Source organism: Aestuariivivens sediminis (genome assembly GCF_022662105.1).
Taxonomy (GTDB): Bacteria; Bacteroidota; Bacteroidia; order Flavobacteriales; family Flavobacteriaceae; genus Aestuariivivens; species Aestuariivivens sediminis.
In genome coordinates, this window is sequence record NZ_JAKMCP010000001.1 from 109,440 (window position 1) to 130,912 (window position 21,473).

Annotated in this window: 18 protein-coding genes; 1 reads left to right on the forward strand and 17 read right to left on the reverse strand. The window is 36.9% G+C overall.

What is annotated here, in order from left to right; translation table 11 throughout:
- Nucleotides 1-225: 225 nt before the first annotated feature.
- The 17 genes from MR054_RS00465 to MR054_RS00545 all read right to left on the reverse strand — a co-directional run bounded on the left by MR054_RS00465 (nucleotide 226) and on the right by MR054_RS00545 (nucleotide 18,514).
- Nucleotides 226-1,257 (reverse strand): glycosyltransferase family 4 protein, encoded by a 1,032-nt coding sequence (locus tag MR054_RS00465; RefSeq protein ID WP_242155167.1) that lies wholly within the window; start codon nucleotides 1,255-1,257, stop codon nucleotides 226-228.
- Between the two features lie 17 nt (nucleotides 1,258-1,274).
- Complete coding sequence (locus MR054_RS00470) at nucleotides 1,275-2,411, reverse strand: glycosyltransferase family 4 protein (protein WP_242155169.1); 1,137 nt, start codon at nucleotides 2,409-2,411, stop codon at nucleotides 1,275-1,277.
- Complete coding sequence (locus MR054_RS00475; protein WP_242155171.1) at nucleotides 2,408-3,202, reverse strand: SAM-dependent methyltransferase; 795 nt, start codon at nucleotides 3,200-3,202, stop codon at nucleotides 2,408-2,410. Before MR054_RS00475 ends, MR054_RS00470 begins: the two co-directional genes overlap by 4 nt.
- A complete protein-coding gene (locus MR054_RS00480) occupies nucleotides 3,189-3,944 on the reverse strand; it encodes a class I SAM-dependent methyltransferase (RefSeq protein WP_242155173.1) in 756 nt (251 codons plus the stop codon). Before MR054_RS00480 ends, MR054_RS00475 begins: the two co-directional genes overlap by 14 nt.
- Before the next feature lie 339 nt (nucleotides 3,945-4,283).
- Nucleotides 4,284-5,243 (reverse strand): glycosyltransferase family 2 protein, encoded by a 960-nt coding sequence (locus MR054_RS00485; RefSeq protein WP_242155175.1) that lies wholly within the window; start codon nucleotides 5,241-5,243, stop codon nucleotides 4,284-4,286.
- A gap of 325 nt (nucleotides 5,244-5,568) precedes the next feature.
- A complete protein-coding gene (locus tag MR054_RS00490; protein ID WP_338081487.1) occupies nucleotides 5,569-6,387 on the reverse strand; it encodes a sulfotransferase family 2 domain-containing protein in 819 nt (272 codons plus the stop codon).
- Complete coding sequence (locus MR054_RS00495) at nucleotides 6,384-7,325, reverse strand: glycosyltransferase family 2 protein (RefSeq protein ID WP_242155179.1); 942 nt, start codon at nucleotides 7,323-7,325, stop codon at nucleotides 6,384-6,386. Before MR054_RS00495 ends, MR054_RS00490 begins: the two co-directional genes overlap by 4 nt.
- On the reverse strand, nucleotides 7,322-8,206 hold the full coding sequence (locus tag MR054_RS00500; RefSeq protein WP_242155182.1) for a glycosyltransferase family 2 protein: 885 nt from the start codon (nucleotides 8,204-8,206) through the stop codon (nucleotides 7,322-7,324). Before MR054_RS00500 ends, MR054_RS00495 begins: the two co-directional genes overlap by 4 nt.
- Complete coding sequence (locus MR054_RS00505; protein ID WP_242155183.1) at nucleotides 8,199-9,263, reverse strand: glycosyltransferase WbsX family protein; 1,065 nt, start codon at nucleotides 9,261-9,263, stop codon at nucleotides 8,199-8,201. The genes MR054_RS00500 and MR054_RS00505 overlap by 8 nt, the downstream gene beginning before the upstream one ends.
- Complete coding sequence (locus tag MR054_RS00510) at nucleotides 9,263-10,042, reverse strand: class I SAM-dependent methyltransferase (protein ID WP_242155186.1); 780 nt, start codon at nucleotides 10,040-10,042, stop codon at nucleotides 9,263-9,265. Before MR054_RS00510 ends, MR054_RS00505 begins: the two co-directional genes overlap by 1 nt.
- Before the next feature lie 5 nt (nucleotides 10,043-10,047).
- Nucleotides 10,048-10,728, reverse strand: a complete 681-nt coding sequence (locus tag MR054_RS00515; protein WP_276520129.1) for a sulfotransferase family 2 domain-containing protein — start codon at nucleotides 10,726-10,728, stop codon at nucleotides 10,048-10,050.
- A gap of 3 nt (nucleotides 10,729-10,731) precedes the next feature.
- Nucleotides 10,732-11,637: a class I SAM-dependent methyltransferase gene (locus tag MR054_RS00520; RefSeq protein ID WP_242155191.1), complete on the reverse strand. Its 906-nt coding sequence runs from the start codon at nucleotides 11,635-11,637 to the stop codon at nucleotides 10,732-10,734.
- Between the two features lie 25 nt (nucleotides 11,638-11,662).
- Nucleotides 11,663-12,880 carry an ABC transporter ATP-binding protein gene (locus MR054_RS00525; protein ID WP_242155193.1) on the reverse strand — a complete coding sequence of 406 codons (1,218 nt, stop codon included), beginning with the start codon at nucleotides 12,878-12,880 and terminating at the stop codon, nucleotides 11,663-11,665.
- A gap of 50 nt (nucleotides 12,881-12,930) precedes the next feature.
- A complete protein-coding gene (locus MR054_RS00530) occupies nucleotides 12,931-13,767 on the reverse strand; it encodes an ABC transporter permease (RefSeq protein WP_242155195.1) in 837 nt (278 codons plus the stop codon).
- Between the two features lie 433 nt (nucleotides 13,768-14,200).
- On the reverse strand, nucleotides 14,201-15,181 hold the full coding sequence (locus MR054_RS00535; RefSeq protein WP_242156350.1) for an SDR family oxidoreductase: 981 nt from the start codon (nucleotides 15,179-15,181) through the stop codon (nucleotides 14,201-14,203).
- 47 nt (nucleotides 15,182-15,228) lie between these two features.
- Complete coding sequence (locus MR054_RS00540) at nucleotides 15,229-17,715, reverse strand: exopolysaccharide transport family protein (protein WP_242155197.1); 2,487 nt, start codon at nucleotides 17,713-17,715, stop codon at nucleotides 15,229-15,231.
- Nucleotides 17,716-17,719: 4 nt separating this feature from the next.
- Nucleotides 17,720-18,514 carry a polysaccharide biosynthesis/export family protein gene (locus MR054_RS00545; protein WP_242155199.1) on the reverse strand — a complete coding sequence of 265 codons (795 nt, stop codon included), beginning with the start codon at nucleotides 18,512-18,514 and terminating at the stop codon, nucleotides 17,720-17,722.
- Between the two features lie 1,066 nt (nucleotides 18,515-19,580).
- On the opposite strand from MR054_RS00545, the gene MR054_RS00550 reads away from it, so the two are divergent.
- Nucleotides 19,581-21,443: an ABC-F family ATP-binding cassette domain-containing protein gene (locus MR054_RS00550; RefSeq protein WP_242155201.1), complete on the forward strand. Its 1,863-nt coding sequence runs from the start codon at nucleotides 19,581-19,583 to the stop codon at nucleotides 21,441-21,443.
- The last annotated feature ends 30 nt before the right edge of the window (nucleotides 21,444-21,473 follow it).

Sequence of the window (21,473 nt, forward strand, 5' to 3'; positions counted from 1 at the left end):
CAATCTTTTCTTGGATAAATCGATAGCTAATTTATTATTCTATTCAAATTTCTCCTGAATATTGTTAAACAAACCTACAAAAAAGGATGTGCCGCGTAAAATATTCAATACTTAATGTCACCAAATAGTTATATAAGTTGCCAAATTAAAGCCCTCTGTTCGATTTAGGAATTACTATGGCAGTTTTAAAAAGTAAAAATACAAGACTTAAATAAGTCCGGCATCTTACTTTAAGGATAATGAACTATGAAATTCCATTATTTGCTTACTAATAACTTTCCAGTCGTAAGACAAAGCCTTTTGCCTCGCTAAAACAGCAAGTTCATTAATCTTTTCAGGATCAGATAATAGAGTTACTACACTAGCTATATACTGATGATAATCTGTCCTTGGCACCAAAACACTGTTCGTGCCCTCTAAATATTCTGAATTCCCACCTACATTACTTGTAACCACGGGAAGTCCACAAGCCATAGCTTCTAAAATAGAATTACACGCTGTGCTATCTTTCATAGGTAAAAATAATAAGCTACCCTCTTGGTAGGCCTGTCTTAATGCCATATCACTTAAGCCACTTAACACTGTTATACTTTCATGAAAATCAACCTTTGGTTTATACGCTGGATGCACAATAACATGAATACTCAACCCCCTAATCTTTTCTGCAATTCGTGGCACACAATAATTCAAAGCCTCAAAATCCCGCAAATGTTGCCCCACAAAAAGCAATCTATTGGGGTGCCGTTGTGTCGCATCTGGATAAAAAAATTGGGTATCTACCCCATGTGGAATATAAGCCACCTCTTTAATTTTAAAATGCTCCCGGATATAGCCTAGCTGATTTTCCCCTACAGCAACGGCTCCGTCTAAGTGCCTAACATATTTTGGATTGCTTATACGCCAAGTCAACACACTAGGGGGTTTATGGAACGTGGCACAAAATTGAACATTCTTGAATAAGCTTTTGTATTTTACCACAAATCTTATATCTCTTTCGGCATTTAAATAATGAACTATGGCAGGGGTGTTGATTGGCTTTCGTAAGCATTTGAATAATTCAATATCCTTATTTAAGCTATCAGAATTATATACGCCTGCCTTTTGATTTACAAAACCTGAAACTACTTTTGCCAATTGATACGGTATTCCAGGCTGCCCAGACATACTTTTGGCATTAGGATAATAATCCAATAGCCTATCGTATCCAGAACTTTTGGCGTGGTGTGGCGAACGATGTTGGATAAAAAAAGTATACAAAAGGACTTAAAAGGTTTTTAAGAGTCTCTCAAAAATACACTTTCTATAAGACTTTTAAAACAATCTTTCGTATAATCAAGACTCCATTTGTTTAATACACTAAACCTTGCATTCATTGCCATTTTATGTAATGTTCTAGAGGTCAAAACATCAAAAACCTCAACACTATAGTCTTCCGGTGAACATAAATATCCATTTACACCACTCTCAATAATTTCATCCGGCCCTCCGGTATTTTTTAATGCAACAACAGGCGTACCACAAGCCATCGCCTCGATCATGACCATACCAAAAGATTCGTGTTTACTGGGCAACAAAAGCAAACTCGCATTTTGGTAATACGGAATCAGGTCTTTTTGGTTGAGTGGCCCCATAAACGTCACACAATCATGTAAAGCGTTTAACTCGACCATTTTTTTAAGTTCTTGGTAGTAACCCGTATCACTAATAAACCCTATAATTGTTAAATGACAATCCACTCGTTGTTCGCTCTTAATATAAACGATTGCCTCAATAGCTTTTTCAATTTGCTTTAATCTCGAAATTCGCCCAACATATAATAATCTTAAATCCTTTGGTTTAGACTCTGAAGGTTTAAACAAGGACGTATCAACCCCTAAAGGTACCACCCTTATGTCCAAATTTTTAAATTCACTCAGTGCTTCTAAATTCCTTTTTTGAACTTCTGTATGGACCACAACGCATTGGGCTTGTTGGTAATATTGTATCGCCAATGGATTAGCAGACACATTCAATCCGCCTATCATCGCCACATAGGCCTTCCCCTTTTTTTTCAATAATTCACCTAATTTAAAGACATAATTACTACCATGACCGGACATGTTGATGATAGTTAAATCGGGAGGACAAATCACAGTGGATAAATAATGAAATAGTGAATCTTGTTTACGCCATTTATGCCTATTCGCAAATAATGGGGTTGTTACAGGAAAAAACATTTTTTTGACGCCTTCTACGTTTTTAGTAAAAGGAAGAAACCCACCAGTAAAATAACTAATACTCGTACTATAACCCAGTTTACTGAGATATTTTAAAGCATTCTCATGGGGTTTGCTGTGATTGCAGTACAAATCGGTTTCTTTAAGCCCTATGGCTTGTGCTGAAAATGGATGAAGAAGAGAAATTGTTTTCATTTGGTTTTTGCTGCAATTAAAATTACCGATCTATAATTGAAAGGTGATATTTTTAGATTGAACTTATGAACTAATTTCACAAAAGGATAGAAGATATAAAACCTCCATTTCGAGTTTTGTCTTAATATGCTCAATAACTTATTCAAACAAGGTCGACCTTCTTGAAAACAGATTTTAACAAGACTATTACCGCTTTGCTTTAATCTCTTAATATATTCTCGTTTAGAATAAGGAATCTCCAAACCAAAGCTCCAATTATTGTATTTTATAGCATAGTGCATCCAAAGTCTATAATTGATTGCGAATTTATAGGGACAACTTATAATCGTGATTCCATTATTCTCTAAACAATTAAAGTGAAGTTCGAAAAACTCCTGGCGCAATTCATTTTTATAGTGTTCAGCAGTTCCAAAAGACCATGAAAGATTATATCTAGTATTTACTTCTTTCAATAGGTCAAAAGCATTTCCAAAAATAAAATTAGCTTCAAATGAAAACATTTCAAACCTAATTTGTGCTAATCGTAAAGCACCTTCCGAATAATCTATTAAAGTTACATTAGCACCCTCACTTGCGGCAACAAAACTATACCAGCCCATTCCTGATCCAATTTCAATTGCATTTACATTCTGCCATCCTCCAAAATTATCAGTAATAATTTGAGAATATTTTTTCCAAGCAGCACTGTTTTTGGTTTGAACTAATTTCTTATTTAATGAATCATAGTCTTCGGTAACATGTGCATCCCAAATCTCATCCCAAACAACCGCATCATTTTTAATTAGCTCCATCTGACCATGATTTGTTATTAATATACTCTATATCAAGCAACACATCTGAGATTTTCCATAACCCTAAAGATTTGTCATAATAATCTGGATGCTGGTATTTTTCTTTAATCATCTTTATCGGCTTACCAAAAAAAAAGGGAGCTTCCTCAAGATTTAAGGGACGCCAATCTCCTGTAGAAATATCTTGGTTAATTTTATGGTTTGGAAAAGTTGTAGATAGTAAATAGGTACACCCAGAATTTTTAATCTGCTTCAATGCTAAAAATATATCGTTAAATGACAGGTGTACCAAGCAATCTCTATTTATCAACATATCCGATTTTGGCAAATCATCCTTTAACAAATCAATTACCTCAAAATGAGCATTTTTATTATGCTTATATTTTTCAATATTTTCTTGAATTAAAGCCTCTACTATATCTCCACCGGTGTAACTACAACCCAAAAGATCAACATGTTGCATCCAAATAAAATCACCACAAGGCACATCCAATATGGAAGAAAATTTGTACTCCCTAATCAAGCGACTAATTTGATCTATAACAACCTGGGTATGGTGCAAATCGGATCCTCCTCCCGATATACTTTGATGCCCACTCCAATGATTGGTCTCATATATAAAAGTAAAAACCTCATTTGGGGATTTGCCTTCAAACTTAATGCGCTTTTTTTTTTGTTTACGGCGCCATTTTAAAAAACGCCAATAATATTTTTTAAACCTCAAGGGTATTAATTGTTTCATAAGTTATTTACTATTTAACATGCCTCTCAATATATTAGAAGGTTTATTTATAACCTTTAGCATTAAACCGCGTCCGCCATATCCACAAGCGTAGTCAAGTATTTGCAAGACTCCAACTAAAAAATTGATTTTTATTGATGCCCATACAGAAAACCGATCAGGATAGGTTTTCATAAATGAGCTAAAATCTACAAGCCACTTTAAATACAGTTCTTTATCCAAATAACGGAGCTTTACAATTTTCTGTAATGTAAGCACTTGATGACAATTAGGCACCATAAACCACAAAACATTTATAAGAAAACACGTATATTTAATAACACTCACAATTTGGACTTATTATTTTTTCCATTTAAGCAGACTTTTGATAAAAGTAGTTTTCCCTGACAACATCACAACAGGAGAAAGCACTAATATAAATAGCCCATGAAACAAACTTGTATTCACCACAATAAATTTTTTATAAATAGAAAACGCATATTTCAAATCCTTGTTCCTCAAAAACTGCAAGTATTTACTCAGTATGTAATTGAACAAATGTTTTAGAAGAAATGATTTTTTTCCATAGTTCCCAGGTTTTAAAAAGTTGTAAATTTTTACTCTAGCCAGATAGTAATGATAATTCCTCAATTGAATATTCCCAGAGCTTATACTTCTCTGATTTTTTCTATAATATACCAACGGAACATCAATTGCTTTATAATTAGGTGAACTATAAAGGACTCTACAAATAAATTCCCATTCCTGTGCTGCTTTCAAATCTTCATCAAAAACCAATTTATTTTCCTCTAGAAACGATTTTTTTATAAGTGGCGCTTGTGTTAGAAATTCAATCTTATTTGTAATAAAATCAAAGAAAGGATCTTTCGAAAAAATCTTATCACCTCTAAAGCCTATAATATTTTCTTTGTTCACTTGAAAAACCAAAGTTTGGCATACCGAAAATTCACAATGACTTCCCTGCAAGACCTCCACCTGCATTTCCAACTTTTTGGGATGCATCAAATCATCACTATCAAACCAATTGACGTACTCTCCCTTGCACATTTTAAATCCATAATTCCTTGCACCATTGCCACCAAACTTAAAGCTGTCTGGCCTATGGTAAAAATGAAACCGGGCATCATTGACCATATAATTACCAACAACGGCATCAGTATTGTCCGAACTACCGTCATCTACAATAATGCACTCCCAGTTTTGGTAGGTCTGTGCAAGTACACTATCCAATGTTTCTCCTATTAAATGGGCTCGGTTATAGGTGGGGATGATTATTGAAACTAAAGGCTGCTGTAGCATAAGTTAAATTTTCTCAACAAGATAATATTTCATATAATAATTAACAATGGAACTTAAACAATTAATGACTAGCAATAGGATGAAGCGATAAACTCTGAAACTCAAAATTTAGTATGGCAAAATTCATTTAAAAAAAATATGTTACTCTGAACATAGTTCTGAGTCTTAAAACCCATTCCCATAAAGACTCTAAAAAATGCCATAATGTTCATAAGGATAAAACAATGTCATGTAGAGCAGTAACGTTGCATTTCTATTATAGATTCTTCAGTTTATCTATTCTTTTTCTATCCTCCTAAATAACATAGTCAATAAAACAGAGGTTTTACCTTATTAATTTAGAGTAACTCTTTTTTAAAAGCCTATAGGCATCTATTTCAAGCTTAGTACATTTAGCATGTATATAAAACCAAAACAAGTTAAAAGACAATGCTTTGTCTTGCTTTATAGCTTTTTCCAAACTTAAACTTACCTCATTATATAAAGTAATATCTTCCTTATTGTATTCCCTAATGGCTTGAATAGTGTTCGAATCGATAGCGGCAAGGTTCGGTCTATTTTTTGTTTTATTCTCTATTTTGTAGTAGGGCATGGCCCAATGGTATCTTTTTCTTAACAAGAGTAAACACCTGTCAAACTGTTCTACAGTACCTACAAAAGAAAAGTGATTGTTAATGTTTTCTTTGGCTTTTTGCAACATTGCCTGTTTATCTTTAGTATTAAGACCACTTATAAACCTGATTTGCCCATTATGGACATCGCCCTGGTCAATTTGTGTTACAAACTCATAAAGCGACATTTGATCATTAAATAAGTCCTGTTGTCTTAATCTATGATTGGGCCTACGTTTTACATAATAATAATAGGATATTATACGCTCTACTGGGTCTCTCAAAAACGTAACATATTCAGAATTTTTAGAAAAATAGGCATGCAAACCAAACTCCATATGTCCTTTAATAAGCTTAATAGCATCACGTTCTTTCTGTGGCAGATCAATAAATGCTCGAGTGTTTAACGCATTATGATTTACCACCTTTATATCAAAAATTTCAGAGGGCTTATACATGCGTTCTAAAACACTATGAAACGTTGTGCCACCACACTTAGGTAAATGCATGAAAATTAAGTGATCGCCCATCATTTTGACTCCTTGTTATAATTTAAATAAGTTGCTCCTGTTTGTCTATTCCTCTCAACACTCTTTAAAATATCTCGTTTTGCTTTCATAAAAAGTTGCTGCTCCTGTTTCAACCCTTTTAGGTGTTTAAATCTACCCATACACAAAGATTTGACCATTTGCTTATTGTAAGCAGATATCTTTTTGTTTAACAATGATACATCAAAAGTATTTACATTAGCCTGCTGTATTTTAAAATTCTTTAGTTTATGTTCATAATAAACCCTAGAAAAAGGTTTCATAGGCTTTGGTGGACGATCTTCTCTATCATGAATAACCTTAGCCTGCGGCAGTACTCCTATATGTCCACCATGAAACAACACCCGTTGACAATAATTCTCATCCTCTCCATAATGAAAAAAAATGGGGTCGAAACCACCCACCATTTGCAAACAGGTCCTAGAAAGCAACCAAGCCGCAGCATTTACAAAAGGCACATCGTACACCTCTTGTATCGTATTACTTAAAACAAAATCGGAATAGAACGTAGGTGATTTATCATAAGTCATATAATACGAAAACTGTTTATCCAACCTTTTTTTATCTGGAGTTATATGTAAAGGACTCACAATCCAATAATTGGAATTTACTTTTTGAAATGCTACCAAGCGTTCCAATGCATTATCTTCCAAATAGGCATCTTGATTCAATAAAAATACGCTCTCTGCTCCTTGGTTTAAGGCATAACGAATACCTATATTATTAGCTTGACCAAACCCTAAATTTTCAGTTTGCTTGATTAAGCTTACCTTAGGATATCCTTTTTCAATAAGGGAAACAGTACCATCGGTTGAGGCGTTATCTACGACCACTACAGGATAATCTCCACAGCTTTCCAAGCAACGTCTTAACCACGAAGTCCCATTATATGCAACAATTACTATGTAAACAAGCTCGTTCACCTACGCCATAATTTAGATTTCAAGCGGAAAACTTTATCTAGCCACCTATACCGTTTTCTCAATAGCTGGAGTTGCTTCTTTCTCCCTAAATACCAAAAATAGTCATTTTCAATAAGCTCAAAATATGTGGTATAGTCAGCTGCATCCTTTCCTTTATTCAGTTGCGTAGCTTGATTGGAATGCAACCTAAATTTACATAACGCGACGTTGATTATCACAATTTCTTCTTGTTTTAAAATCCTATTACAAAATTCATAATCCAAAACCTGTTTTAAATCCTCCCTAAACCACCCTACTTTATCAATCAGATTTTTTCTAAAAATGAAAGTGGTAGGTTCACCTATTTTATTTAATGGAGACATTAAAAACGTGGGGGATTTAAAAATACTTTTATCCAAAACCATGGCATTCCCATCATTCTGTTTATAATACGCTATATTTTTTTGCAAATCACCATATTTTTTAAGCCATTCTTGTAATTCAGAAGTTTCATTTTCAAAAGATATGATAAACTCCCGCTTACAAGCTACAAGACCTAGTCCCTTTTTGCTTTCTATAACCTTAACCATTTCCTCTACACAAATTGGTAGCAGCACATCATCTTGAAATAAAAATTTTATATACTTCCCTTTGGCCTGTTTTACACAATGGTTCCAATTTGCACCGATACCCCTAGGTTGATGATGGTAGATGTAGATGGGTGTTTTGGTCTTGGCCTTATACCCTTCAACAATCTCCAAAGTATCGTCTTTTGATGCGTCGTCACTCACCACAATCTCAAGATTAGTATAGGTTTGAGCAAGGGCACTTTCCATGGTTTCAGCTATATAAGTAGCTCCATTAAAGGTAGGGATACATATTGAAACTAAAGGCTTAATCATTTTGCTCTAAGGCTTTTTTAGTAGCCTCTAAATAAGCTCTACCATATTTAATACAGGGCTCCAAATGGTTTCCCTCCGCCCATTCATTCATAGCGTTGATAAATACAAAATTTTCCTCTTTAGAATAAGGTTTAAAATGCGTAACAATATGGTGCAACCATTTGTAATACAATTCAGGACTACTACCTATGCATATTGTACCTTCTTTTCCTTTTCTAGCAGTATTATCCCATGATGGGGTAACACATCTAAATAATTTGAAATCTGGTTTAGGTCTAGACATGATAGTTGACACAGCACTCTTAAAATCTCTAAAGTCAAACGTTTTTTTAAACCCTTTTTTCTCCAAAAATGATTTAGGCACTCTCTGTTTTAAAACCATATGAGGTGAAAATTCAATAGTAGCGTCAAAATCATAAGCATTAGGATCAACAGATCTGTTAAAGCTCTCAATAACAATTAAATACAAATTTGGAAAACCATATTCTTCCTTTGCAATTTGTCGCCATAGTTCTCCTGTTTGCTTTAAATCAGGGAACTGTCTATGATCATAAACAGAAAATACTGGGCATCCATTAACCTTTATACAACGCTCATCAGAAAACACATTTTCACATAACCAACGTATATGTTCCATATCGTCATCAAGCCTATATTCCTGCTTCATTAAAACTTCGTTCTCTTTACCATCCCAGCGTCGGGTCCAGTTTTCATTGGCCCAACACAACATAAAAGGCATATCCAAATCCTTTTGTGCCAACATTCCATCTATAGGTTCATCCAACAAGCGCTTACCATTAAACCAATAGTGATAATAACAAAACCCATGTATTCCATATTCTTTTGCTAAATCAGCTTGTGCTTTTCTGGCTTCAGGAAGCCTTAGGTCGTAAAATCCTAAATCAGTAGGTAATTGAGGTTGGTAATGCCCTTTAAACAAAGGTTTAGCCCTCGTAACATTGGTCCATTCAGTAAAGCCTTTACCCCACCAAACATCATTTTCAGGAATGGGATGATATTGTGGTAGTACAAAAGCTATTGGTCTTAATTTACTCATTATAGTTTCTTTTTCTGAACAATAATTTCGATATATTCAGCTCTAATACCTTGTGATAAATCGTTTAAATAAATAATTTCACAATCGGCTTCGGTATGTGTTTCTATAAAATGTTTTATGTCATATCCCCAACGAAAAGTAACAGGTGAGCCTTTTTCATCTATAGGATTACTATGCCATTCTGGTTCAAATAAAAAATTAGGCTGTCCATCTTCTCCTTTAATCGCCCAACGTTGTGTAGGCTTGTGTTTATTAACCAATGGAACAGAAAAAATGTGGGCTCCTCCAGGTTTTAAGGTACGGTATATTTCTTTAAAAGCTCTGTCTGGTTCATATACATGCTCCATAACATCAGAGGTTATCACCAAATCAAACATTCTATCTTCAAAAGTCTGTTGTTCCAAATCTTCATTTCTAAATCCTTTAACTAAAGCACCTCGCTTTTGGTTTGGAAAAAATTGGGATATAGTATAGTACTTACAATGCTGTTTTAAACTAACACTATGCCCTCTATTACTTGGAGATGACTCGTGAATATGTAAATCTTTCCAGTAGGGATACATCGTTTGTATAACATACATTAAAGCTCGTTCTCTTGGCAAACTGCTACAATTACTACATGTAAAGTGATCGCGCAACCACGGGTCATGCGATATAAATACCACTTCCTGTTCACAACAAGGACAAAAACCTGGTTGTTTGAAAAAGAAATGACCTAAATTATTTTCATAAATTTCTGCTATTGTAGCCTTTATTTTATTTTTAATTTTTTTAATCAATCTAATTATAATATTTTTTTAATAGAATACCATCCTTGCCTATTATCTTGAAAAGTATATCCAAAATTGTCTATGTCCATTTTAAATTTAGATTCAACAAGTTTTTTATTAGAGTTACTATAAAACAACGAGTAGTCTCGTTTTCGATTACTTTTATTCTGATGTTCGCCAAATGATTTTGCTTTTCCTATATTCTCCAATATTTGATTTATATCTTCAGAGAAATTTTCAAATCTTCCAATAAAATCTAATGAATATTTCCCTTTATTATCAAAAAAACTTGACTGAGGCAATAAATGATCCCCTAAATACTGACTATTAGAATGGTCATTAAAAATATTGTAAAACTCTTTGCATTTATTTAGATAGTCTTTAAAACTACCTTTAACATTAGCAAAATCCTGAACCCATAAATAATCAGAATAGGCCCGATCCCAAGGGTTTCTAACAAAAGTGAACTTATAATAAGTATCCCATTGTTCTTTTGTAACCAAACCTGTATCTAACAATTGCTTTGCCGTAGCGTGTTGCATATGTATTTGCCGTTCAGGACACCAACCAAATAAAATCTCATAATTTGGCACATCTTGATAAAAAACTGTGTTTGGATTAAAAAAAGTATAAATGCTCATCCCGCCAGTTTTGGGAATGTGTATAAATATGCATTTATGTTTATGGGATATCATAAATTAAATAGCTTTTTGAATAATGATTATGTCTTGGAAAAACACACTTGGTATTTCTTTCCAGTTTCCTGGATAATATTCTATTAATTTCAATCCACTTTCTTTTAATAGCATCGCAATTCCACCTTCAGTAACTCCAATAGCTTTTTCAGGTACATCCAATATAGAAGGATAAAACCATTCCTTTGATTCATAAGCACTTTTATCAAAAATCCATTCAAGTTGTGAAGTAGAATGGTATTTTCCTTTTATATTTTTCCTTACACTTAAACTTTTTCTATATAAATCATCCAAATAGAAAAAAGTAATTATAGCTTTACCATTTTTTTTAAGAACTCTTTTAATTTCTTTGAAATAAAATAAAGCATCATTCTCATTTAAATGAGTCCAAACAGATAATGCAGTGATTAAATCAATAGAATTATTATTAATATCCCATTTTACATTAGTCTTTAGTTGATTGTTGGCATATAAAGCATTATTAGCATCAATATGCTTGAAAATAAAATTTGGATGAGTATAATAATTTTTACAAAAATCAATTTCTTTTCTATTTATATCTATCCCAAGATAAAATCCATCACCTTCTATAAAATTTTGAGCTGCCATAGACAGCAAACCTGAACCACAACCGATATCTAATATTTTATTTGCTTCTTTCTTTTCAAGCTGTTGATAAATTAAAGTTTGAAAAATTCCAATTACGTGAGCCCATTCTGCATAAGAATTTTTTCCACCTGTTCTATGGATTCTATATGGGATATTTTGAATATTATTTGTTCTGTAAACTTGTTTTTTATCTTCTTGTAAAAACAATTTATCCAAATCAATTTTTGGGTTGACTTTAATTTTTTTCTTATTAGGAATATCTGAACCAAAGTATCTATTTAATCTTTCTTTAAATGTCATTACTCTTTATACAAATTAATTTCAATTAATCTAAATTAATATTTTCATAGGTTGTGGGTAAAAAAAATGTGGGCCAAACATCTTCTTGGTGCAATACTTGAAAACTTAGCGCAGATTTTATTCGAATATATGGTTCTTTTGTATAAGCTTTACAAATTAAAAGATCAACAGTATAGATCCCTTTTGACAAATTTATTTTTTCGTGTATGATTTTAAAATTCAAATAATTATCCCTTTGTAAATCTTCCTTAACAAGTTCTATTTGTTTTAAATAAGCAACTGGCCGCTGTTCTTTATCAAAGAGTAACAAAATCACCCATGGCATTTCCTTAAGGTCCAAAAGTTGAAATTTGACATTAATACATAAGGAATCATTCCAATTCAATTGAGATATACCATGACTATATTTTCTTGCATTTAAGATTTTTACATGTTCAACCACCACAGATTGGTCATCAAACAAAATGCCGCTTTCATTGTTTGCAAAACGCATATAATATAAATCAATAGCCTTAGCCACATCATCCCCCTGAAAAATAGAATTGCCCCTATCCATCAAAATTATTTGATTACACATTCGATTAACCATGGGCATACTATGGGATACAAATATAACAGCTGTTTTGGGCAAAATATTATCGATGGTTTTAAAGCACTTGAGTACAAAACCTAAATCCCCTACTGCCAACACCTCATCAATGATCAACACATCGGGTTCCATTTGGGCGGCCACGGCAAAGCCCAAACGTACTTTCATCCCGCTACTGTAATGTTGTACGGGCATATCGATAAACTCCTCCAACTCAGCAAAGGCGATGATGGCCTCCAACTTGGCATCAATCTCTTTACGGCTAAATCCTAAAATGGCCCCATTGTTATAAATATTTTCACGGCCACTTAAAATGGGGTTAAAGCCCACGCCCAGTTCAATAAGGGCACCAACACGGCCTCTAATGGTCACTTTTCCGGCATCGGGCATGATAAGACCATTGAGGATCTTCAATAAAGTAGATTTTCCAGCGCCATTATGCCCTATCAAACCCAAACATTCCCCACGGCGTACCTCAAAGCTCACATCTTTCACGGCCCAGAACTCCTTGGGGCGCAACAAACGTTCATGTTGGTTACCACGCACATTCGAAATAAGATCCTTCACCCCATACCACAAACTGGTCTTCAAGTCCTTACAGAACTTTTTGCTCAAACCTTCAACTTTTACTAGTATGTCATCATGATCTTTCATGTTCAATATAAACCTCTTAAAATCTAACTTTTAAAATCTAAGCTTATTATTTAACGTTCTACAATGATAGGGATGGACAAACGGTAAAACACCAATCCTATCACAAATAAAGGGATACAACAGCCCATAACAACTAAAAAATAACTTAAGTGTTCCGGATGCTGGCCCGTAACAAAATCCCGCGTAGTTAAAATAATAGGGGTTAAGGGGTTATAGGTCATTACCATTTTCATAACACCGTCTTTGGGGATAGCATACACTACAGGAGTGACATACATTAAAAACGTAAGTCCAAAGCTGATGAGTTTCCCAATATCCTTATAGAGCATTCCAAAAGGGGTAATAAATAACCCAATGGCAGTGCCTATAAGGACGGCCCCCAATAAAATAAAAGGAAACAATAAAAGGCTCCAGTGAAAACCAATACCAAATGCAAACACAAAAACAACTAATAATAACACCTTAATGGCACTGTTAAATAACAATTTATAAATTCCTGAAATTACAAGGGCTTCCTTGGGAAAATTAAGTTTTGTCAAAAGTCCTTTGGCACTATTCGTACTGGCCATGGGTGCATTAATGGAATCAGTGATAATGGACCAGATCAGCGTCCCTGCAAAAGCATACACGGGATAAGGAATACCAGTTGGACTCAACCGCACTGTACCCGAATTTTTTAATAAAATCCAAACCAAAGCTGTGACCAAAGGGGTGATAAACGCCCACAAAATTCCTAAATACGATTGCCGGTATTGGGCACTGATATCACGTATGGCTAGCTGCTTGGACAAAAACCGTGAAGCATAGATATCGTGTAAAGACGCTTTTAAAAGTTTTCCAAAATGTAAGCGGTTTTCCTTTTGATAAACACGGGTTTCTAAAGCCATTGGGGTAATATGATGTTATAACTCTGGCTAAGATAGCAAATGCGCTTGAAAACAACCAACAACCTTTAATTTTAAAATAATAAACTTAAAACGTTTTGTCATCTTGAAAATGTCCTCTTGAGCCTAGTTTATCCCGAGCTTGATGAAGAGTGGAAGGTTTGTTTCTGGATCTAATAAACTTAAAAACAAAATCAAAAACCTGTCAATTTTAGGAAATAAGGTGCAAAAAAAGGCCTCTAAGATCTGGCAGGCGAGCGTCAATGATTTAAAGAGGACGTAAAAAAAGAAATGTTGTTTGAGTCAGAATGATGCGTTCATTTATTTTAGGTCTCAAAAATCTAATTGAGCGCCAAAGATCGAAAGGCTAAACCTTTTTGGTTCTTTTGCGGCAATGGGAAATAGAAGAGAATAAAATAATAATGAAAAAAATAATTTAGTGATTAAAATACTCCCAAGTCCGTTTCAACCCTTCCTTAACCCCAACCTCAGGCGCAAACTGAAGCAACCGCTTCGCCTTCGAAACATCCGCTAAACTATCCCGTACATCCCCTACCCGCTCCGGTCCATAAACAGGCTCAAGATCCGATTGGGCAGCAGTGCGTAAAGTATCCCACAACGCATTGACACTGATACGCTCGCCACAGGCGATATTGAACACTTCATTAGAAGCCTCCTCATCCGCAAAAAAGGATATGATATTGGCCTGTACCGCATTATCCACATAGGTAAAATCCCGGGTCTGTTTCCCATCCCCATGAATGGTGGGGGCCTTCCCCTCCCTTAAGGCCTGCATAAATAATGGAATGACCGCCGCATAAGGGCCCTTAGGACTTTGCCCCGGTCCGAACACGTTAAAATAACGTAGGCCAATGGTATCGGTACCATAAGTATGGGCAAACACCCCGGCATACAATTCATTCACATATTTCGTTACGGCATAAGGTGATAAGGGTTTACCAATCACGCCCTCCCTCTTGGGTAATGTGGTATTATTCCCATAGGTGGAACTGGAGGCCGCATATACCATACGTTTTACATGAGGGCTTTCCTTTAAAGCGATCATCATGTTTAAAAAACCGGTAATATTAACGGCATGTGTCGTGGCCGGATCTTCAATAGAACGCGGCACCGAACCCAAGGCCGCTTGATGGCTCACATAATCCATACCCATCAATGCTTGCTTACAGGTGTCCAGATCCCGTATATCCCCTTCCAAAAGTTCAAAATTGGCGCATTCCAGAAAGGGTTGGACATTTTCCTTATATCCGGTAGAAAAATTATCCAACACACGAACGCGCTTGGCTTTATACCTTAGCAAATACGACACCACGTTTGATCCAATAAAACCAGCCCCTCCGGTAACTAAAAATGAATACGGGCTTAAATCCTGATCGTGATATGGGGTGTTGTACATGTTATTGTATCTCTTACAAGTCAATCTATTCCTCCTTTATGGAGCCACTATAATTGCTTTATGAAGCGCTTTATTTTTTTTACCATAGTATCCTTACCGCCTTCATGGTAAGCTTCTCCGTATACCCCGTAACCATAACCATAGCCATACCCATAACCATAGCCATACCCATAATTCTGGTTGGTTTTATGCTTATAAAAGTTGAGGATGTAACTGATGTTTTTCAGTTCCCCACTTCGATACTTGGCATTTACCAATTGCAGCATGCCTTTTTTGGTGTAATCCAAACGTATGACAAAAAGGGTGGCATCGGCATAATTGGACAGTTCCAACGCATCGGTGACCAGCCCTAAAGGCGGGGTATCCATAACTATCATGTCATAAGCATCCCTTAGCCTGTTTATTAAATCAGGCAGGTCGCTGCCCATAATCAATTCGGAGGGGTTAGGCGGTATGGGACCGGAGGTAATGACGTCCAGATTTTCCACATGGGTCTTATTTAAAACCATTTCCAATGGTTCTTCACCCATAAAGTAATTCACGATGCCAAGCTCATTATCCAGGTTGAAATCATTAAATATTTTGGGCTTGCGTAAATCCATACCCAACAAAAGGGTCTTTTTACCCGATAAAGCATAAGCCGTCGCAATATTGATGGAACAAAAGGTCTTGCCTTCCCCACTTACCGAAGAGGTAATCATGAGTGTTCTCCCTAAAACCTTGGATCCATTATGCTGGTTTTTATAAAAAAACTGCAAACTGGAACGAATGGCTCGAAAGGACTCGGCAACGGCCGACTTTGGCTTCTCCAATACCACCAGGTTGTTCTTATATTTATATTTTCCTACCAAGCCCACAATAGGAATACTCGATAATCGTTCTACCACATCAGAGCCATGGATGGTGGTATCCAATAAAAAGACGACAAATATGAGAGCCAAAGGCACAAAAAAGCCCATCATAAGGGCGATCATATAATTGAGGCTCTTATTAGGCCCGATCAACCCACCCCCAATATCTTTGGCTTCGTCTATTACCGAAATATCAGATACGTTGGCAGCCTTCACGATGGCCGCTTCACTGCGTTTGGCCAGGTACACATCATAAGCCTCCTGGCTCAGGTCCATCCTGCGTTGTATCTTTAAATAGGTTTGCTGCTCCTCCGGAAGATCGCTTAATTTCGCCTCCAATGTGGCGATCTGACGGTTAAGGGTCTCTAATTGAATCCCCAAGGTATTTCTTGTCGCATTTACAATTTCAAACAACACATTCTTCTCTGCATCGATACGGCTATCCAGTTCCTTAAACAAACTGGAGCCCTCTTTGGTTGTCGCCTCTAAATTTTGACGCTCAATAGCCAGTGCCGTTATTTTCCCAACACTGGAAAGAATGTTGTTTTCTTCAATACCTACCGACGTGGGAGCTGCAATTTGTGTGTAGTCTGTTTTAGTTCGCAAATAATTCTCCAGGAGATCCAAATATTTAAGTTTGTTTTGAATACCCTCCTTTTCCAAATCAAAATTTTTAAGTTTTGAAGACACCTCGGCGACCTCCGCATCCACATCGAAGACACGGCTTTGCTTCCTAAACTGGTTCATTTCGTCGTTAACGTCCTGAAGATCCACATTTACTGCAGCCAAACTACTGTCAATGAACTTAATCGTATTCGTGGCATACATATTCTTGCGTTCCAATTCGGTTCGGCTCAAAATGGCTGCGGTAGTGTTCAAATAATCCACAATTTTATCCTTGTTGGTACCGGTCATGGATAAACTCAGTACGGAAGATGCATTGGAATTAGGGGCAGCCCTTACCACCCTGGAGTAACTTTGGACAATGGCATCAAAATTTAGAAACCGTAAATAAAACGCATTGCTCAAATCGATCTTATGTCCGGGGCGTTTAAATATTTTTAGGTTTAAAAAATGCAGTTGCACGGGGTCCCCAAGACGAAATGTTTGTTTGAAGGTACCCTGAGGCAAAGATATGCTTTGCATGGATTTATCATCATAACGCTGTACCGTGCCTTTTGGCTTTTCAAACTCAGCAGAGACCTCATATACGCTGTCATTTATAAAACGAATGCCCAATGGAGTGCCCAGTAATTGGCCCTTGGATTTGTCCAATTCCGCATAAAAAGGTGCTTTTTTATAGATATCTTCTTTTCTGTATTTACCCTCTTTTAAATACAGCATATAAAACTGCAGGGAATCCACCACTAGAGCATTATGCCTTCGTGTATTGAGTGCGGTAATGATCTTTCCTACCTTTCCCGACACCCCGCCCCAGTTAAAGGATATACTCGTATTGGCCGTAAAAAAGGGGTTTTGATCATTCTCGATCGATATTAAGGACCCCAAACGATAAACGTTTTGTTTCCTTACATTGATGGAATAGGCAATTATTAAGGCGATACCAATACTCACTAGCACCAGCTTCCATAAGTGCAGCACTTTAAATAAAAAGCCTTTAAAATCGAAGGTCGTGCCCTTGGCTTCAATATGGTCGAGATCTTCAAATTCGTTATAAGACATAGGTTTAAATGCGTTGGAATAGTAAAATTGATGTCGTAATTAAAGACAAAACCGTGGCAATGGCCCCGATATTCTGTAAGGTGGTCGTTCCCGTTCCCCAGGATTTTTGCTTTAAAGGTTTCACATAGATCATATCGTTGGGTTGGATATAGTAATAAGGCGATTGCATGACCCGTCTATCGGTTAGATCGATATGGTGGATCTGTTGTCCGTTGGGATACTGCCTGATGATCCACACATCTTTTTTATCACCCGTATCGGGGATATCCCCGGAATTGGCAATAGCCTCAAAGATATTGGCGCGCTCTTGATAGAGTATTCTAGTACCTTTGTTGCCAATTTCCCCATACGTAGTATACTTCAACCCCGTTAGTTTCACCGTTACAAAAATATTGGCCGTTTCCTTAAATTGTTCCTCTAAAAGCCTTTCGGTGATCAATTGTTCAATTTCCGATGAGGTATGACCCAGGACAAAAATCTCACCCAATTCTGGGATTCGAATCTTACCATGCAAATCCACGGTAAAGCCATCAAAATACGCCCGTTCCCCGGCAGAGGCATTTAAATTGCCTTCCCCAATGGGATTGAAGATCTCTGCGTTTTCCTGATCGGTCACCTTAATGCGGATATTCAAGATATCATTAATCTGCACCCGATACGGCTTTTGTTGCTCTACAATCACCTGGGTGCTATCCGATGCCTGGGATTTGTTCTGTAAATACAGGGTATCTTTATAAGGAATGCAGGACACCAGGGCAACCTGCATGAGTATAATGGTAATTAAAAAGGCGTTCTTCATATTGAGGCATATAGCATAATCACAAATCTACATATTTTTTTTGGCATTCGGCGTACCCACCTTGTCCATCGGTTAACATGGCTCTCCGTCCTCTGTCACCAGATGCTTTAGTGGGTCGTAAACGCAGTTCTTCAGAATGACACGACTGTCATTCAGAGCGCAGTGAAACGCAGCGAAGCATCTCATTATCATACCACTTTACATAAAGTGAAGACTACTTAAATGACCTGGTTTTTATACCGTAGCAAAATCTAGACAATGGATCGCTCAGGGCAGTGGAGCATTGCCTAAGCGAAGTGGTTGCAATGCGCATGATAAGCCATTGGTGACAGATTTTCAAGGTATAAAAAGCAAGTCTAGAGTTTTTGCATACTTTTTTATCAATGAAAAAAGTATGAACCAAACAAAAATAAATTGAACATCATCAATTAAACGGTTGTTTTTAAGAACCACTGTCATTCAGAGCGAGCGTAGTGAAGTGAAGCATCTCAATATCATACCACTTTACATGAAGTGAAGACTACTTAAATGACCTGGTTTTTATACCGTAGCAAAATCCAGCCAATGGATCGCTCAGGGCAGTGGAGCATTGCCTAAGCGAAGTGGTTGCAATGCACATGATAAGCCATTGGTGACAGATTTTCAAGGTATAAAAAGCAAGTCTAGAGTTTTTGCATACTTTTTTATCAATGAAAAAAGTATGAACCAAACAAAAATAAATTGAACATCATCAATTAAACTCCCCTTTCTCCCATTACTTAGCCTGCCCGCCAGCTCGCCCCTTCGCTAAATCTATCCACTGGATAGATCTCTAACGCTCGGTCGTCTTGTTTATAAGGGAGGTGGCTAAAGGCCTGAGCCTTTAGACGGAGGGTTTAGAAATAGTTAAATAATTCTGGATCATTTAAATCAAACTCCCCTTTCTCCCGCTATACAGCGGGATTCATCCCCCTCTTTACCCAAAGAGGGGAACAAGTTCATTTAGTGCTTTTGATATTTAGATGGAGGGTTTAAATAAACACCTGAGAACTTCCCATTTTTTTCCGTTCTTTGCTAAAACATCACGTTGAATTACCTTACCGTAGAAAATATATCCAAATCGTATGGTGAATTGGTGCTATTCGAGAACCTATCCTTTAGCATCCATAAAGACCAAAAAATTGCCTTTGTGGCCAAAAACGGTACCGGAAAGACCTCCATACTCAATATACTGGCCGGTGAGGACCAGGCCGATTCCGGAAATATCATCTTTCGAAAGGATATTAAAGTCTCCTTTTTATCGCAGGATCCGAAATTTGACCCCGCCCTAACCGTTGAGGATACTATTTTTGCCAGTGACAACCCCATTTTAAAGATCATAGCCCATTACGAGCATGCCCTTAAAACCCCTGAGGATACGGAAACCTACCAAAAAGCCTTTGAAGCCATGGAGCGGCACCAGGCATGGGACTTTGAAACCCAGTACAAACAAATTTTGTTTCAATTGCAACTGGAGGACCTCGACCACAAGGTAGGTACCCTTTCCGGGGGTCAAAAAAAACGGTTGGCCCTGGCCATAGCCCTCATCAATCATCCCGATCTCCTCCTGTTGGATGAGCCCACCAACCATTTGGACCTGGAAATGATTGAATGGCTGGAATCCTTCTTTGCTAAAGAAAATATCACCCTTTTTATGGTGACCCACGATCGGTATTTTTTAGAGCGCGTCTGCAATGAAATCATCGAGTTGGATGAGGGGCAATTGTATACCTATAAGGGCAATTACTCGTATTATCTGGAAAAACGCGAAGCCAGGATGGAACGTGAGGCCGTTGAAACCAACAAAGCCAAACAACTCTTTTCCAAAGAACTGGAATGGATGCGCCGACAACCCAAAGCCAGAACAACCAAATCGAAATCAAGAATTGACGATTTTAAGGACATCAAACATCGGGCACACCAACGCCGTAAGGACCATGTGGTACAGTTAGCCCTTAATATGGAACGCCTGGGCAGTAAAATCCTGGAACTGCACCGTGTTTCCAAAGCCTACAAGGACAAAACCATACTGCATGCATTCGATTATACCTTTAAAAAAGGTGAACGCGTCGGGATAATTGGTAAAAATGGTACCGGAAAAACCACATTCCTGGATATACTGACGCAAACCACCAAACCGGACTCCGGGAAGGTCATTCAGGGTGACACGGTTAAATTTGGGTATTATACCCAGCATGGCATGACCCTTACTCCGGAACAAAAGGTGATTGATGTTATTCGTGAGTACGGCGATTATATCCCCTTAAAGAAAGGACGTCAAATTAGTGCCCAACAATTATTGGAACGCTTTTTATTCGACAGAAAGAAACAATACGACTATGTTGAAAAATTGAGTGGCGGTGAACGGAAGCGGTTGTACCTGTGTACCGTTTTAATTCAGAATCCTAATTTTTTAATCCTCGATGAGCCTACCAACGATCTGGATATTGTTACCTTAAATGTGCTGGAGGAATTTCTATTGGATTTCCCGGGATGCATTATCGTGGTATCCCATGACCGTTATTTCATGGATAAGGTGGTCGATCATTTGTTTGTGTTTAAAGGGGATGGCGTCATTGAAGATTTCCCGGGGAATTATACCGATTACAGGGTCTATGAGGACAGTCAGCCTGCCGTTTCAAATGCCTCGGAACCGAAAAAGGACAAAGCCTCCTGGAAACAAAACGAATCCACAAAACTCAGCTATAATGAAGAAAAAGAATTAAAGAATATCGAAAGTAAGCTCAACACGCTAGCCTATGATAAAAAAGCCTTGGAAAATAAATTCAATAATCCCAATTTAACCCAGGAACAAATCCAAACCCTGTCCCTGGAGTTACAACACCTTATCGAGACTATTGAAGCCAAGGAAGCCCGTTGGTTCGAACTATCGGCGAAATTGGAGCCATAACTTCTCGATACCATCCTGTTTCAGCTCATG

Bases quoted from the DNA above. Each gene is read 5' to 3' on its own strand.
- MR054_RS00505 (WP_242155183.1), bottom strand. From the start codon at position 9,263: ATGAGTAAATTAAGACCAATAGCTTTTGTACTACCACAATATCATCCC.
- MR054_RS00500 (WP_242155182.1), bottom strand. From the start codon at position 8,206: ATGATTAAGCCTTTAGTTTCAATATGTATCCCTACCTTTAATGGAGCT.
- MR054_RS00525 (WP_242155193.1), bottom strand. From the start codon at position 12,880: ATGAAAGATCATGATGACATACTAGTAAAAGTTGAAGGTTTGAGCAAA.
- MR054_RS00475 (WP_242155171.1), bottom strand. From the start codon at position 3,202: ATGGAGCTAATTAAAAATGATGCGGTTGTTTGGGATGAGATTTGGGAT.
- MR054_RS00540 (WP_242155197.1), bottom strand. From the start codon at position 17,715: ATGTCTTATAACGAATTTGAAGATCTCGACCATATTGAAGCCAAGGGC.
- MR054_RS00480 (WP_242155173.1), bottom strand. From the start codon at position 3,944: ATGAAACAATTAATACCCTTGAGGTTTAAAAAATATTATTGGCGTTTT.
- MR054_RS00535 (WP_242156350.1), bottom strand. From the start codon at position 15,181: ATGTACAACACCCCATATCACGATCAGGATTTAAGCCCGTATTCATTT.
- MR054_RS00515 (WP_276520129.1), bottom strand. From the start codon at position 10,728: ATGATATCCCATAAACATAAATGCATATTTATACACATTCCCAAAACT.
- MR054_RS00545 (WP_242155199.1), bottom strand. From the start codon at position 18,514: ATGAAGAACGCCTTTTTAATTACCATTATACTCATGCAGGTTGCCCTG.
- MR054_RS00490 (WP_338081487.1), bottom strand. From the start codon at position 6,387: ATGATGGGCGATCACTTAATTTTCATGCATTTACCTAAGTGTGGTGGC.
- MR054_RS00530 (WP_242155195.1), bottom strand. From the start codon at position 13,767: ATGGCTTTAGAAACCCGTGTTTATCAAAAGGAAAACCGCTTACATTTT.
- MR054_RS00470 (WP_242155169.1), bottom strand. From the start codon at position 2,411: ATGAAAACAATTTCTCTTCTTCATCCATTTTCAGCACAAGCCATAGGG.
- MR054_RS00520 (WP_242155191.1), bottom strand. From the start codon at position 11,637: ATGACATTTAAAGAAAGATTAAATAGATACTTTGGTTCAGATATTCCT.
- MR054_RS00485 (WP_242155175.1), bottom strand. From the start codon at position 5,243: ATGCTACAGCAGCCTTTAGTTTCAATAATCATCCCCACCTATAACCGA.